This is a genomic window from Klebsiella sp. Q2 (assembly GCF_009900705.1).
Classification (GTDB): domain Bacteria; phylum Pseudomonadota; class Gammaproteobacteria; order Enterobacterales; family Enterobacteriaceae; genus Klebsiella; species Klebsiella quasipneumoniae.
In genome coordinates this window covers 585,988-600,453 of the sequence record NZ_JAAABE010000003.1, presented here as the reverse complement: position 1 = coordinate 600,453, position 14,466 = coordinate 585,988, and the positions used below count along the sequence as shown (strand labels likewise).

General features: G+C 62.1%; 16 protein-coding genes. 7 read left to right on the top strand and 9 right to left on the bottom strand.

Annotation, left to right across the window (positions count from 1 at the left end; translation table 11 throughout):
* Nucleotides 1-50: 50 nt before the first annotated feature.
* Nucleotides 51-344, top strand: coding sequence for a SymE family type I addiction module toxin (locus GT756_RS14650; RefSeq protein WP_065696872.1), 294 nt, complete (start codon nt 51-53; stop codon nt 342-344).
* 11 nt (nt 345-355) lie between these two features.
* On the opposite strand, the gene hycI is transcribed toward GT756_RS14650, so the two are convergent.
* The 9 genes from hycI to hycA form a co-directional block, all read right to left on the bottom strand.
* Entirely contained in the window at nt 356-826 is a 471-nt protein-coding gene (gene hycI, locus GT756_RS14645) for a hydrogenase maturation peptidase HycI (RefSeq protein WP_023298125.1), read from the bottom strand.
* On the bottom strand, nt 819-1,229 hold the full coding sequence (locus tag GT756_RS14640; protein ID WP_023318987.1) for a formate hydrogenlyase maturation HycH family protein: 411 nt from the start codon (nt 1,227-1,229) through the stop codon (nt 819-821). The genes hycI and GT756_RS14640 overlap by 8 nt, the downstream gene beginning before the upstream one ends.
* Entirely contained in the window at nt 1,226-1,993 is a 768-nt protein-coding gene (locus GT756_RS14635; RefSeq protein ID WP_002914891.1) for an NADH-quinone oxidoreductase subunit B family protein, read from the bottom strand. Before GT756_RS14635 ends, GT756_RS14640 begins: the two co-directional genes overlap by 4 nt.
* On the bottom strand, nt 1,993-2,535 hold the full coding sequence (locus GT756_RS14630; RefSeq protein ID WP_048325491.1) for a formate hydrogenlyase complex iron-sulfur subunit: 543 nt from the start codon (nt 2,533-2,535) through the stop codon (nt 1,993-1,995). The genes GT756_RS14635 and GT756_RS14630 overlap by 1 nt, the downstream gene beginning before the upstream one ends.
* Nucleotides 2,536-2,704: 169 nt before the next feature.
* Entirely contained in the window at nt 2,705-4,414 is a 1,710-nt protein-coding gene (gene hycE, locus GT756_RS14625; protein WP_004205649.1) for a formate hydrogenlyase subunit HycE, read from the bottom strand.
* A gap of 17 nt (nt 4,415-4,431) precedes the next feature.
* Nucleotides 4,432-5,355 (bottom strand): respiratory chain complex I subunit 1 family protein, encoded by a 924-nt coding sequence (locus tag GT756_RS14620; protein ID WP_096833459.1) that lies wholly within the window; start codon nt 5,353-5,355, stop codon nt 4,432-4,434.
* 2 nt (nt 5,356-5,357) lie between these two features.
* Complete coding sequence (hycC, locus tag GT756_RS14615; protein ID WP_004205647.1) at nt 5,358-7,184, bottom strand: formate hydrogenlyase subunit 3; 1,827 nt, start codon at nt 7,182-7,184, stop codon at nt 5,358-5,360.
* Nucleotides 7,181-7,789 carry a 4Fe-4S dicluster domain-containing protein gene (locus GT756_RS14610; RefSeq protein WP_004205646.1) on the bottom strand — a complete coding sequence of 203 codons (609 nt, stop codon included), beginning with the start codon at nt 7,787-7,789 and terminating at the stop codon, nt 7,181-7,183. Before GT756_RS14610 ends, hycC begins: the two co-directional genes overlap by 4 nt.
* Before the next feature lie 82 nt (nt 7,790-7,871).
* Nucleotides 7,872-8,321 carry a formate hydrogenlyase regulator HycA gene (gene hycA / locus GT756_RS14605; RefSeq protein ID WP_004205645.1) on the bottom strand — a complete coding sequence of 150 codons (450 nt, stop codon included), beginning with the start codon at nt 8,319-8,321 and terminating at the stop codon, nt 7,872-7,874.
* Between the two features lie 210 nt (nt 8,322-8,531).
* Between hycA and hypA the strand changes: the two genes are divergently transcribed.
* The 6 genes from hypA to flhA all read left to right on the top strand — a co-directional run bounded on the left by hypA (nt 8,532) and on the right by flhA (nt 14,451).
* Nucleotides 8,532-8,876, top strand: coding sequence for a hydrogenase maturation nickel metallochaperone HypA (gene hypA / locus GT756_RS14600; protein ID WP_004205644.1), 345 nt, complete (start codon nt 8,532-8,534; stop codon nt 8,874-8,876).
* A gap of 3 nt (nt 8,877-8,879) precedes the next feature.
* Nucleotides 8,880-9,752 (top strand): hydrogenase nickel incorporation protein HypB, encoded by an 873-nt coding sequence (hypB, locus tag GT756_RS14595; RefSeq protein WP_065878711.1) that lies wholly within the window; start codon nt 8,880-8,882, stop codon nt 9,750-9,752.
* A complete protein-coding gene (locus tag GT756_RS14590; protein WP_062913540.1) occupies nt 9,743-10,015 on the top strand; it encodes a HypC/HybG/HupF family hydrogenase formation chaperone in 273 nt (90 codons plus the stop codon). Before hypB ends, GT756_RS14590 begins: the two co-directional genes overlap by 10 nt.
* Nucleotides 10,015-11,136, top strand: coding sequence for a hydrogenase formation protein HypD (gene hypD / locus GT756_RS14585; protein WP_023318991.1), 1,122 nt, complete (start codon nt 10,015-10,017; stop codon nt 11,134-11,136). The genes GT756_RS14590 and hypD overlap by 1 nt, the downstream gene beginning before the upstream one ends.
* Nucleotides 11,133-12,143, top strand: a complete 1,011-nt coding sequence (hypE, locus tag GT756_RS14580; protein ID WP_043520715.1) for a hydrogenase expression/formation protein HypE — start codon at nt 11,133-11,135, stop codon at nt 12,141-12,143. Before hypD ends, hypE begins: the two co-directional genes overlap by 4 nt.
* Before the next feature lie 235 nt (nt 12,144-12,378).
* Complete coding sequence (flhA, locus tag GT756_RS14575) at nt 12,379-14,451, top strand: formate hydrogenlyase transcriptional activator FlhA (RefSeq protein WP_004205639.1); 2,073 nt, start codon at nt 12,379-12,381, stop codon at nt 14,449-14,451.
* The last annotated feature ends 15 nt before the right edge of the window (nt 14,452-14,466 follow it).

The following is a 14,466-nucleotide window of genomic DNA, read 5'->3' as shown; positions in this document are numbered from 1 at the left end:
GGTATTTTATCCAGTATATTTTCAGGGGTATCTTCAGCAAGGAGCAGATCATGAACGTACAGCAGCCCCCCGCAGCCAGAGGGATCGTCAGGGCCATTCGCCAGTTAACCGTGGGTTATGTCAGAAAACGCCATGAGAACCGCAAAACGCGGGAGACGCGGCGCTACACCCGCCACGCGGCCCTGAGCCTGAACGGCGACTGGCTGGAGCAGGCGGGATTTCCGGTCGGCACGCAGGTCAGAGTCTCGGTGTCGCCCGGTAAATTAGTGATAGAGAATCTTGAGCTGGCGCCGCCGGTAACGGGGCTCCCGGCAGGCCAGTCGCGCGCCGTCGGGGAGCCCTGATCGCCGCAGGGTTAATCGTCTGCGGCCTCCAGCCGGGCAAAGCCGCCCTGGCCCTGCCAGTCTGCCAGCTGCTGGTACACCCGGGCAACGGCCTCTTTCACCGGCTGGGTCATCGGATAATAAAAACCGACGATATCCGGCTGAATGCCGAGGAAGATCACCTCGCCGACGTCCTCTTTCAGCTGATCGACCAGATAGTTGAGCGGCATGTTATGGGTGGTCATCATAAACATCTCGGCGATGTCGTCGGGGTCGATGACGCGAATGTCGCCGGGGTTAAGGCCCATGTCGGTGGCATCAACAATCAGCAGGCGTTCGGGGCGTAATTCACGGATCGCCACGATGTCGTTTTCCGGCGCGCTGCCGCCGTCGATGACCACCCACTGGCCGGCCGGGTTCGCCGCGCACATCTCCGCCAGCAACGGTCCGGCGCCGTCGTCGCCCATCATACTGTTGCCAACACAGAGTAAAACGTCAGTCACGTAATCTCCTCACCATCAGATAGATGGCGCTCTCCTGGTGAATATCATGCAGCATGCTGAGCATCGCTTTGCTCCACGCCTGCTGCTGCGGGGTCTGCGCGGACTGCGCTTTATCAAAGGCGTTGGCCAGCATTGCCACGTGGCTGCTGTCGATGACGATCTCGCCATACTTCGGCACCCCCTCCATTTTGCGCCGTGCGGCGCTGCCGGCCTCAAGGGTGGCGATCCACGCCAGATACGCCTCCCACGGGCAGCTCAGCGCCGCCTCAAGACAGTCGATAACGCCGAGGTGGTGGCCAATCGCCAGGCTGTAATAGACCACCTGCTGCGCCTGATCCGGCGTGGCGTCGTTCTCATCAATAAATTTACGGCTCAGCTGACTGAACACCACCGTCTCGCTCATCGGATACGCGCCCCCTCGACCACCTGGTTGAGATGGGTGACGATCTCGGTCAGACGCGGATCTTTTTCCGCCTCCAGCCAGCGCAGCACCTGGCTGTCGCCCTGGCCGAGCAGACGCATATAGTCGTCAGCAATCTGCCGGCCATAGCGATAGCCCGCCAGACGCCGCGCTTCGCGATCGATACGCACCCGCAGGGGTTGTACCATATCGGCGTGCAGCAGCTCGGTCGGCTGTTCGTCAAGCTCGCCCGGCAGGCGGGCGTGAATTTTCTGCTCCAGCAGGCCGAGGGCCATGGCGAAGCCGTACAGGGTAGCAGCGGGCGTCGGCGGGCAGCCCGGAATATAGACATCGACCGGTACGATTTTATCGGTACCGCCCCAGACGCAGTACAGGTCGTGGAAGATGCCGCCGCTGTTGCCGCAGGCGCCGTAGGAGATACAGATCTTCGGATCCGGCGCCGACTGCCAGGCGCGCAGCGCCGGGGAGCGCATCGCGCGGGTCACCGCCCCGGTAAACAGCAGGATATCGGCATGGCGCGGCGAAGGCACCACTTTAATCCCGAAGCGTTCAGCGTCGAACAGCGGCGAAAGGGTGGCGAAGATTTCGATTTCGCAGCCGTTACAGCCGCCGCAGTCGACGCGATAAACGTAGGCGGAACGTTTGATTTTCTTCAGCAGCGAGGCCTTCATGCTGGCGATGGATTCATCCACCGTCATCGGCACCGGAATGCCGTTTTCATCGCGCGGGCCAAGTAAAGTGCTCATCAGCTGGCCTCCCTTATGTGGCGGGTCAGTTCAATACGATCGGACGGCACCAGACATTTCTGGCGCTTACATTCCGGGCAGGTTTCGAAGCTTTCGCGGTGCAGCTCGGCGCGGGTATCGCCGTTATGCTTGAGCAGCGCGATGGCGTAGTCGATCTCCTTTTGCACTGCGAACGGCCGCTGGCACTCCCGGCAGTGGCAGATAGCGAAGCGCGACTGCTGAAGGAAATCCTCTTTCTTCCACACCGCCAGCTCATACTCCGGCGACAGCTTAATCGCCGCCGTCGGGCAGACCTCTTCGCAGCGGCCGCAGAAGATGCAGCGCCCGAGGTTGAACTGCCACGCCAGCTGGTTAGTGGCCAGATCGGTCTCGACCATCAGGGCGTTCGATGGGCAGGCATTCACGCAGGCCGCGCAGCCGATACACTGCTGCGGGTTATGCTCCGGCTTGCCGCGGAAGTTTTTATCTACCGGCATCGGCTCCAGCGGGTAGGCGTGCGTCGCGGTGCCGGTCTTAATGACTTTTTTAATAAAGGTAAACATTATTGCTCCCAGGTTGTGTACGGCCTTTTACCCTCACCCTAGCCCTCTCCCTGAAAGGGAGAGGGGACAGTTCTGCACGGTCAGTGAATTCGCACTCGTCTGCCCTTCCCCCTCTCCCCTGTGGGGAGAGGGTCGGGGTGAGGGGCCCCACGCAATGGCTCAATTATTTCTATTTCAGCGGCGAGTTTTTACGCTCGATGCTATAGCGCTCCAGCTCTTTGTACGGCACCACTTTGCTCTTCTTCTTGCGTACATCGACCACGGTCATGCGGTCGGTACAGGAGTAGCACGGGTCGAGGCTGCCGATGATCAGCGGCGCATCGGAAACGGTGTTGCCGCGCAGCATGTAGCGGAGGGTCGGCCAGTTGGCGTAGGTCGCCGCCCGGCAGCGCCAGCGGTACAGTTTTTGGTTGTCGCCGGTCATGCTCCAGTGGATATCGTCGCCGCGCGGCGCCTCGGAGAAGCCCAGCGCGAAGCGGTGCGGGATATAGGTGAACCCTTCCACCATCAGCGGACCGCCGGGCAGGTTATCGAGACCGTAATCAATCATGTTCAGCGCGGTATAAACCTCGTTGATCCGCACCTTGAGGCGGGATATCACGTCGCAGCCCTGCTCGCTGTGAACCTCCATCGGCAGCAGGCCGTAACCGACGAACGGATGGTCGGCGCGGGTATCGCGGGCGTGGCCACTGGCGCGCACCATCGGGCCAACGTTACTGAAGTCGCGGGCGATTTCCGGGTCCAGCCGGCCAATGCCGACGGTGCGCTGCTCCATGTTCGGGGTGCTGAGCAGCATATCCACCAGCTCCTGCACATCGCGACGCATCTGCTGCGCAAGCTGACGGGTCTGGATCATGTCCTCTTTCAGCAGGTCGCGGCGGATCCCGCCGATCAGGTTCAGACCGTAGGTTTTACGCGCGCCGGTGAGGATCTCCGCCATCTTCATCGAGGTTTCGCGCACGCGGAAGAACTGCATAAAGCCGGAGTCGAAGCCGGTGAAGTGGCAGGCCAGACCAAGGTTCAGGAGGTGCGAATGCAGGCGTTCCACCTCCAGCAGAATGGCGCGGATCATCTGCGCCCGCTCCGGCACCACGATGCCCATCGCATTCTCCACCGAGGTGGTATAAGCGGTACTGTGGGCGAAGCCGCAGATGCCGCACACGCGGTCAGACAGGAAAGTCACTTCGTTATAACCCATGCGGGTTTCCGCCAGTTTCTCCATGCCGCGGTGGACATAGAACAGACGGTAATCGGCATCGATAATGTTCTCACCGTCAACGAACAGGCGGAAGTGGCCGGGCTCATCGGAAGTGACGTGCAGCGGACCGATCGGCACCACGTTGTTTTTCTTGCTGCCGAGCTCGTTGATGAACTCGTAGGTTTCGGCGTCGGTGGTCGGCGCCGGACGCTGGCGGTAGTCCATGCTGTCTTTACGCAGCGGATAGAGTTCGTCCGGCCAGTCATCCGGCAGCACCAGCCGGCGTTCGTCCGGCAGGCCGACCGGCACCAGGCCGTACATGTCGCGTACTTCGCGCTCGCCCCACACCGCCGCCGGCACGCGCGGCGTCACCGACGGGTATTCCGGTTTGTTGGCGTCCACTTCCACGCGCACGGTGATCCAGCATTTGGTGCCCTGCTCCATCGACAGTACGTAATAGACCGCGTAGTGGCCGTTCAGCTTACGTTCATCGTTGCCGAACAGCACCGACAGCCAGCCGCCCTGCTGGTAGTAGAGAAACTCCACCACTTCCGGCAGGTAATTGACCTTCACGGTGATGGTTAACTGGTCTTTGGTCTGCCAGGCTTCGTCCAGCACCACGCCCGGAAAGGCCTGGTGCAGCGCCGCAAGATAGTGTTGACCGATTTTTTCTTCAGACATGCTCAAACTCTCTTAAATCACGCCACCAGCAAGGAGACGAAGGCTAAAAAGGCAAAACCAAACCCGGCCCAGGTGACGCGGGAGGTGGCACAAAAACGCAGACGCGCCATGCTGTTCTCGAACAGCGCGATGATCAGCACGCCCACCACCAGCTTGACGACGGCCACCACCAGCGCCAGCAGCAGGCCGCCGACGCTGAAGCTGGTCATCTGGCCCCACGGGAAAAAGACCCCGACAAACATCTGCAGCACCACCAGCTGTTTGAGACTGATGCCCCACTTCAGGATGCCAAAGCCGCTACCGCTGTACTCGGAAAGCGGCCCCTCCTGCAGCTCCTGCTCCGCTTCCGCCAGATCGAACGGCAGTTTGCCCATCTCGATAAAGGTGGCGAAGGCGCAGGCGCACAGCGCCAGAATCAAGGGAATGCTGCGCGCTGCCGACCAGTGATAAAGGGTATCGGTAATGGTGCTGATGTGCGTCGAGCCGGCGACCTGCGCGGCGACCCACAGGCCCAGCAGGAGGATCGGCTCCACCAGCACGCCGAGCATCGCTTCGCGGCTGCTGCCCAGCGCGGTAAATGGGCTGCCGGTGTCCAGACCGGAAATCGCGAAGAAGAAACGGGCGATGGCGAACAGGTAGATCAAGGTGATGAGATCCCCAAGCACCGGCAGCGGAGAGTCCACCGTCACCACCGGCAAGGCGGTGGCGATGGTCAGCATCACGCCCACCATGACGTACGGCGTCAGGCGGAACACCCAGCCCGAGGCGTCGGGACCAACGCTCTGGCGGCCCAGCAGTTTCAGGATATCCCGATACTCCTGCAGCACGCCCGGACCGCGGCGGTTATGCAGCCGCGCGCGGGCGACGCGAACGATCCCGGATAACAGCGGCGCGACGGCAAACAGCGCCAGCGCCTGTAGCAATGCAATTAACAAACTCATTCTCAGGCTCCTCGCGAAATGACAATCACCACCAGCACCGCCAGCTCAACCAGCGCCATTCCGCGCAGCAGCGCTGGCGCCGAGGCCGATTGCCAGCCCGGCACCAGACGCACCGGATTCAGCCAGTGACGCAGCTTCAGCAGCGGCGCAAAGGCCTCTTTCACCGGCATGGCGAAACCGTGGGCAGTGACCACCATCGACTGTTCGTGATCGTAGCCGCAGACCCAGGCCGCGCCGCGCGAGCGCGCCGCCAGGCGATCGCCTTTAAAGAAGATCATCAGCAAGAACGGCAGCAGCGGGCAGGCGATAAGCAGCAGCGCGATCATCGGCTGCGACACCACGCTCGACACCTGGGCCTGCAGCGGGAAGGCACCGCTCACCAGCGGCAGCAGCCACGGCGCGGCGATGCCGCCAACGAGGCAGAAGACCGCCGCCATGACCACGCTCAGGGTCATCAGCCAGGGGGCGCAGGTGGCGTTTTCCGCCTCTTTGCTCCGCGGCGCGCCGAGGAAGGTGACGCCATAGACTTTGGCCATACACATCACCGCCAGCGCGCCGGTGATCGCCAGGCCGACCGCCAGCAGCGGCCCCAGAAGACGGCCAATAAACAGGTCGCTGGTGCTCATTTTGAAGAAGGACTGGTAGATAACCCACTCGCCGGCGAAGCCGTTCAGCGGTGGCAGGGCCGCCATCGCCATCAGCCCCACCAGCATGGCGAGGGAGATCAGCGGCATTTTTTTACCGATGCCGCCCAGCTTCTCGATATCGCGATGGCCGGTGCGGAACCACACCGCCCCGGCGCCGAGGAACAGCGTAGTTTTGAACAGGCTGTGGTTAATCAGGTGATACATGCCACCGATGAAACCCAGCACCATCAGCGTGCTGTTGCGGGTGGCCACGCCGGTGACGAAGGCGCCCAGCCCCAGCAGGATAATGCCGATGTTCTCCAGGGTGTGATAGGCCAGCAGGCGCTGAATGTTATGTTCCATCAACGCATACAGCCCGCCGATAAAGGCGGTGATCATCCCCAGCACCAGCAGCATCACGCCCCACCACAGCGGCGGCACGCCGCCGGCCAGCGAAACGGTTAACATGCCGTACAGACCGACCTTCATGACCACAGTGGAAAACAGCGCGGCGGCCGGCGCGCTGGCCCCGGCGTGCGCCTGCGGCGCCCAGCCGTGCAGCGGGATAGCCCCCGCCAGCAGGGCGAACCCCGCCAGCCCCGGCAGCCACAGCAGCGGGCTCTGCATCATATCCACCGCCTGAAGATTGATCTGCGCCAGCTCGAGGGTGCCGTAGGTCGACCACACCAGCCAGCAGGTCCAGGCCATCAGCAACGTGCCGAGACGACCCAGGGCAAACCACAGCTTGCCGGAGGCGGCGCAGCCCGTGAGAAACGCCGCGCAGAGCGCCATGATCTCCGCCATCACCACCAGCGAGCCGATATTGGTCACCACCACCGCACAGGTGGCGGCGGCCAGCAGCAGGTTGACCAGCAGGCCGTTGGCCTTCACCTGCGGGTGGCGATGCCAGCTAATGTTAAACAGCGACACCGGCAGCGCCGACAGGCCAATGGCCAGCAGCCACAGGGCGTTCACGCCGCCCACCCGCATCGTCAGATGGAGAAACTGCAGCATGCCGCCGTGGATCCGATCCGGCATCAACAGCGCGGCGCCGCCGGCAACCACCAGCATGGCGCTGGCCACCGCGCCGCCGATCCCGGCAATGGCGCCGCTGAGCGGTTTACGCATGGCAAACACAAAGGCCAGCACGGCGCTGGCGGCGTACCATGTCACCGCCTGATTGACTAATCCAATTACACTCATTCCCTCTCCCCCTGTTGCGCCTGGAACAGCGACAAGTCGCCAAGGTCGGTATTAAAGGTCAGCTGGCGTTTACGCTTGCTGGCCAGGGCGATATCACGGCTATCCACCAGCATCAGCGCTTTGGTCGGACAGGTCCGCACGCAGGCCGGACCCTGGTCATCGAAGTGGCAGAGGTCGCATTTCACGGCAATGGCGCGCACCCCAGGCACCCAGTCGAGCAGCGAGCTGACGCGGGCCGGCGCCGGCGGCGCGGGGGGCGCCAGTCGGGTATTGGCATTGGCCGGAATATCCAGCGGACGGCTGCCAGAAAATTCGATCGCGCCAAACGGGCAGGCGATGCCGCACAGTTTGCAGCTTACGCACAGGCTCTCGTTGAGCTGGACAGCGCCATCGACGCGCTGGATGGCGTTAACCGGACAGACAGCGGCGCAGGGGGCGTCTTCGCAGTGGTGGCACATCTGCGGTGCCGATTCTTTTTCATTACGCATCACCTGCAGCCGCGGCATCGCCTGCAGGCCATGTTGGCGATGCGTCTCAGAGCAGGCGGCTTCGCAGGTGCGGCAGCCGATACAGACAGTGGAGTCAGCAATTACAAAACGGTTCACCGGGTCATCCTCGGGTGAAAGTCACTTTTGACGAAATCAGGTTGCGCAGGTGTCATTTTCGACACATGTCGACACCTTGCGATCAGTGGGTCAGAGCCAGATGGCTTAAGTCCACCGGTTGGTCTTGCTCCATGGCGTCGTACAGACGGTCATAGACGGTGGCGATAATCGCCAGATAGTGCTCCAGCACCTGGTCGCGGGAGCGGTTGCTGATCCGCCCGTCCACCGTGCCATCCGCGGCGAGCGTGGCCTGAGCAATCAGATACTTATCACCGCCGCCTTTGTTTTCGACGTAGTATTCGATGGTGTGGCTGTTGAAGCCTTCCGCCAGGGCGACGAACACCTGAAAATGGCCGAACAGCACGAAGCACAGCTCTTTGTCCGGCGCGCAGCTCATCGCGTGATGCAGGCGGGCTTTCGACAGGGTGATCCCCTGAACCAGCGAGTTACAGTAGATATGCCACTGCTCCTGCTGCTGCCGGTGACGGTCGGCGATGTAATCCGCCTTTTCACTTATTTCCCAAATAGTCATATCGGTTTCTCCGTAGCATGAGATGCACCGTTTAAGCATTTTCCGTGCCACATTTTATTTATTTGATTTAATTATGTTTTTATATTTATATCCTGCCGACGCGACATGTCGATGACAGCCCCGGCGCGTCGTCATCGACATTTCCCACCGCCATGAGTCTGTTCTGGCATCGTTATTGCATAAAAGGCGCATCGCGATACGGAGGCGACTATGCACGAAATCACCCTCAGCCAGCGGGCGCTGGAAATTATTGAACAACAGGCGCAGCAGGCCGGCGCGCGACGGGTGACCGGCGTGTGGCTTAAGGTCGGGGCATTTTCCTGCGTCGAAGCCAGCGCCCTGACCTTCTGCTTTGAGCTGGTCTGCCGCGGCACGCTGGCGGAGGGGTGTGAACTGCATATCGCCGAACAACAGGCTGAATGCTGGTGCGAACGCTGTCAGCAGTACGTCCATCTTGTCTCGCAGCACGTCCGCCGCTGCCCGCACTGCAATAACGACCAGCTACAGATCGTGGCGGATGACGGCTTACAGATTCAGCGTTTAGAATTGGAGTAAATTATGTGTACGACATGCGGCTGTGGCGAAGGCAACCTCTATATTGAAGGAGACGAACGAAACCCGCATTCCGCGTTCCGCAGCGCCCCCTTCGCGCCCGCCCCACGCCAGACGATGACCATCACCGGCGTCAAAACTGACCACTTCGCCCCCACCCGCACGACAGAGGGCGATCTGCATTACGGCCATGGCGAAGCGGGGACTCACGCCCCGGGCCAGAGCCAGCGGCGGATGCTGGAAGTGGAAATCGACGTGCTGGATAAAAACAACCGCCTGGCGGCGCGCAACCGCGCGCGCTTCGCCGCTAAAAGTCAGCTGGTGCTGAATCTGGTTTCCAGCCCCGGCTCCGGCAAAACCACCCTGCTCACCGAAACCCTCACCCGGCTGAAAGGGCGTGCCGACTGCGCGGTGATCGAAGGGGACCAGCAAACGGTCAATGACGCCGCCCGCATTCGCGCCACCGGCACTCCGGCGATCCAGGTCAACACCGGGAAAGGCTGCCATCTCGACGCCCAGATGATCGCCGACGCCGCCCCGCGCCTGCCGCTGGCTGACCACGGCATTCTGTTTATTGAAAACGTCGGCAACCTGGTCTGCCCGGCGAGCTTTGATCTCGGCGAACGCCATAAGGTGGCGGTGCTGTCGGTCACCGAAGGCGAAGACAAGCCGCTGAAGTATCCGCATATGTTCGCCGCCGCCAGCCTGATGCTGCTCAACAAAGTCGACCTGCTGCCGTATCTCAACTTTGACGTGGATAAATGCCTGGCCTGCGCCCGCGAGGTCAATCCGCATATTGAAATTATCCTCCTCTCCGCCACCAGCGGCGAAGGCATGGACCAGTGGCTCACCTGGCTGGAGACGCAACGATGTGCATAGGCATTCCGGGACAAATTTGCGCCATCGACGGCGTGCTGGCGAAGGTGGAAGTCTGTGGCATTCAGCGCGACGTTGACCTGACGCTGGTGGGCGCCGTTGACGACCAGGGTCAGCCGCGTCTCGGCCAGTGGGTGCTGGTGCACGTCGGGTTCGCCATGAGCGTGATTAATGAAGACGAAGCGCTCGATACGCTCGAGGCGCTGCAAAATATGTTTGACGTGGAGCCGGACGTCGGCGCCCTGCTGTACGGCGAGGAGCGATAATGCGTTACGTTGACGAATACCGCGCCCCCGAGCAGGTCATGCAGCTGGTGGCCCATCTTCAGCAGCGTGCCCATCTGCTGCCGCACACCGCGCAGCGTCCGCTGCGCATTATGGAGGTCTGCGGCGGCCATACCCATGCCATATTTAAGTTCGGTCTCGACCAGCTGTTGCCGGAGAATATTGAATTTATTCATGGGCCCGGCTGCCCGGTATGCGTCCTGCCGATGGGGCGCATCGACGCCTGCATTGAGATTGCCAGCCGCCCGGGGGTGATCTTCTGTACCTTCGGCGACGCCATGCGCGTGCCGGGCAAAAACGGCTCACTGCTGCAGGCGAAAGCCAGCGGCGCCGATGTTCGCATCGTTTACTCGCCGATGGACGCCCTGCGGCTGGCGCAGCAAAACCCGCAGCGTGAGGTGGTCTTTTTCGGTCTCGGTTTCGAAACCACCATGCCCGCCACCGCCCTCACCCTGCGTCAGGCGCGGGAGCGCAACGTCGAAAACTTCTTCTTTTTCTGTCAGCACATCACCCTGCTGCCGACCCTGCGCAGTCTGCTGGATCAGCCGGACAACGGTATCGACGCCTTTCTCGCCCCCGGCCACGTCAGTATGGTGATCGGCACCGAAGCCTACGGCTTTATCGCCAGCGACTATCATCGCCCGTTAGTGGTCGCCGGTTTCGAACCGCTTGATCTACTGCAAGGCGCGGTGATGCTGGTTGAGCAGACAATAGCGCAGCGTAGCGAAGTGGAAAATCAGTACCGTCGCGTGGTGCCGGATGCAGGCAACCCGCTGGCGCAGGCGGCGATGGCCGACGTGTTTTGCCTTGATGGCGACAGCGAATGGCGCGGTCTGGGGGTCATCAGCGACTCCGGCGTGCACCTCACGCCGGCCTATCAGCGCTTCGATGCCGAGGCCCATTTCCGCCCGGCGCCGCAGCGCGTGTGCGACGACCCGCGCGCCCGCTGCGGCGAGGTGTTGACCGGTCGCTGTAAACCGCACCAGTGCCCGCTCTTCGCCAGCACCTGCAATCCGCAAAGCGCCTTTGGCGCGCTGATGGTCTCCTCGGAAGGGGCCTGCGCCGCCTGGTATCAATATCGCAGTCAGGAATATGAAGCATGAAAAGCGTCCAGTTAGCCCACGGTAGCGGCGGTCAGGCAATGCAGCAGCTGATCGGCGACCTGTTTATGCAGGCTTTCGCCAACCCCTGGCTGGCGGAGCAGGAGGATCAGGCGCGCCTCGATCTGGCGGCGCTTGCCGCTCAGGGGGATCGCCTCGCCTTCTCCACCGACAGCTATGTAATTGACCCACTGTTCTTTCCCGGCGGCAATATCGGCAAGCTGGCCGTCTGCGGTACCGCCAACGACGTGGCGGTCAGCGGCGCCATCCCGCGCTATCTCTCCTGCGGGTTTATTCTCGAAGAGGGGCTGGAGATGACTACCCTGGAAGCGGTGGTCGCCAGCATGGCCGATACCGCTCGGGCGGCAGGGATCGCCATCGTCACCGGCGATACCAAAGTGGTGCCGCGCGGCGCGGCGGATAAGCTGTTTATCAACACCGCCGGCATCGGCGCCATCCCGGCGGACGTTCGCTGGGGGACGCAGCAGATCAGCGCCGGCGATGTGCTGCTGGTCAGCGGCACGCTGGGGGATCATGGCGCCACCATCCTTAATCTGCGTGAGCAGATGGGGCTCGACGGCGCGCTGTCCAGCGACTGCGCGGTGCTGACGCCGCTGATCCAAACCCTGCGGCCGCTGCGCGGCGTAAAAGCCCTGCGCGACGCCACCCGCGGCGGCGTCAACGCCGTCGCCCATGAGTTCGCCGTCGCCAGCGGCTGCGGCATTGAACTGCACGAGGCGAAGCTGCCGGTCAACGACACCGTGCGCGGGGTCTGCGAGCTGCTCGGGCTGGACGCCCTGAACTTCGCCAATGAAGGCAAGCTGGTGATCGCCGTCGCCCGCGAAGAAGCGGAAAATGTGCTGACGCATCTACGGTCTCACGCCCTGGGATGCGAGGCGGCGATAATCGGCGAGGTGGTCGCCCGACCGGGCGTGCGTTCCGTCGGGCTGTACGGCGTGAAGCGGACGCTCGATCTTCCCCACGCCGAGCCGCTGCCGAGAATTTGTTAACGACGGCGTCGGGGCCCGGATAGCGGCTGGCGCCTTATCCGGCTACAAAACTCCGCGCACTTGTAGCCCGGCTAAGCGCAGCGTAAGCCGGGAAAAGCCAGCATGAGTATCCCGCCCAAACCAGCGGGCGCCCACGGATGGGTTAACGGCGGTCACAACCGCCTTATTAACATACTATTATTTGTACCATCATTTTCTTATGCGCCGCGTTGCCGGCGCGTTTTGGATGTAAGCCATGTCGTATACACCGATGAGCGATCTCGGCCAGCAGGGTCTGTTTGATATCACCCGGCTTTTATTACAGCAGCCCGATCTGGCTGCGCTGAGCGAAACCCTGACCCGCCTGGTGCAACAGTCCGCGCTGGCCGACGAAGCGGCCATTATCCTGTGGAACGCAGGCAACCACCGCGCGGCCAGATACGCCTGCGATGAGGCAGGCCAGCCGGTGAGCTACGAAGATGAAACCGTGCTCGCCCACGGCCCTGTACGCCGCTTACTCTCCCGGCCGGATGCCCTGCATTGCGATCATGAGACCTTTGCCGACACCTGGCCGCAGCTTATCCGCAGCGGGATCTATCGCCCGTTCGGGTACTACTCGCTGCTGCCGCTGGCGGCCGACGGGCGGATCTTCGGCGGTTGCGAATTTCTGCGTCGTGACAACCGGCCATGGAGCGAGAAAGAGTTCCAGCGGCTGCATACCTTCGCGCAGATCGTCGCCGTGGTCACCGAGCAGATTCAGAACCGGGTCAGCAACAACGTCGATTACGATCTGCTGTGCCACGAGCGCGACAACTTTCGCATCCTGGTGGCGATCACCAACGCGGTCCTCTCGCGTCTGGATATCGACGAGCTGGTCAGCGAGGTGGCGAAAGAGATCCATCGCTACTTCCGGATCGATGCCATCAGCGTAGTGCTGCGCAGCAACCGCAAAGGGAAGCTCAACATCTATTCCACCCACTATCTTGACGCCAGCCATCCGGTTCACGACCAGAGCGAGGTGGATGAAGCCGGCACCCTCACCGAGCGGGTGTTCAAAAGCAAAGAGATGCTGCTGCTTAACCTGCACGAGCATGACACTCTCGCGCCGTACGAGAAAATGCTCTTCGAGATGTGGGGCAACAAGATCCAGACCCTGTGCCTGCTGCCGCTGATGTCCGGCAACACCCTGCTCGGCGTGCTGAAGCTGGCGCAGTGCGACGAACAGGTGTTTACCACCACCAATCTCAAGCTGCTGCGGCAGATCGCCGAGCGGGTGTCGATCGCTATCGATAACGCCCTCGCCTACCGCGAAATTCAGCGCCTGAAAGAGCGACTGGTGGATGAGAACCTCGCCCTCACCGAGCAGCTCAACAATGTCGAGAGCGAATTCGGGGAGATCATCGGCCGCAGCGAGGCGATGAACAATGTGCTCAAGCAGGTCGAGATGGTGGCCCACAGCGACAGCACCGTGCTGATCCTCGGCGAAACCGGCACCGGTAAAGAGCTTATCGCCCGCGCCATTCATAACCTCAGCGGACGAAACAGTCGGCGGATGGTGAAGATGAACTGCGCCGCGATGCCCGCCGGGCTGCTGGAGAGCGATCTGTTCGGCCACGAACGCGGCGCGTTTACCGGGGCCAGCGCCCAGCGTATCGGCCGCTTCGAACTGGCGGACAAAAGCTCCCTGTTCCTTGATGAAGTGGGCGATATGCCGCTGGAGCTGCAGCCCAAGCTGCTGCGCGTCCTCCAGGAGCAGGAGTTCGAACGCCTGGGGAGCAACAAGCTGATCCAGACCGACGTCCGACTGATCGCCGCCACCAACCGCGATCTCAAGCAAATGGTTATCGACAGGGAATTCCGCAGCGATCTCTACTACCGGCTCAACGTGTTCCCGATCCACCTGCCGCCGCTGCGCGAGCGTCCCGACGACATCCCGCTGCTGGTGAAGGCGTTTACCTTCAAAATCGCCCGCCGCATGGGACGCAATATCGACAGCATCCCGGCGGAAACCCTGCGCACCCTGACGCGCATGGAGTGGCCGGGCAACGTGCGCGAGCTGGAAAACGTCATCGAACGGGCGGTCCTGCTGACCCGCGGCAACGTGCTGCAGCTCTCCCTGCCGGAGCGGGATATCGTCGAGCCTCCGCGGTCGCCAGAGGTCCTGCCTGAGGAAGGCGAAGATGAATATCAACTGATTGTCCGGGTGCTGAAGGAGAGCAACGGCGTGGTGGCCGGGCCGAAGGGCGCCGCCCAGCGGCTGGGGCTGAAGCGCACCACGCTCCTGTCGCGCATGAAGCGGCTGGGCATTAATAAAGACGAACTGGTGTAGCCTCGCACGCTCCCT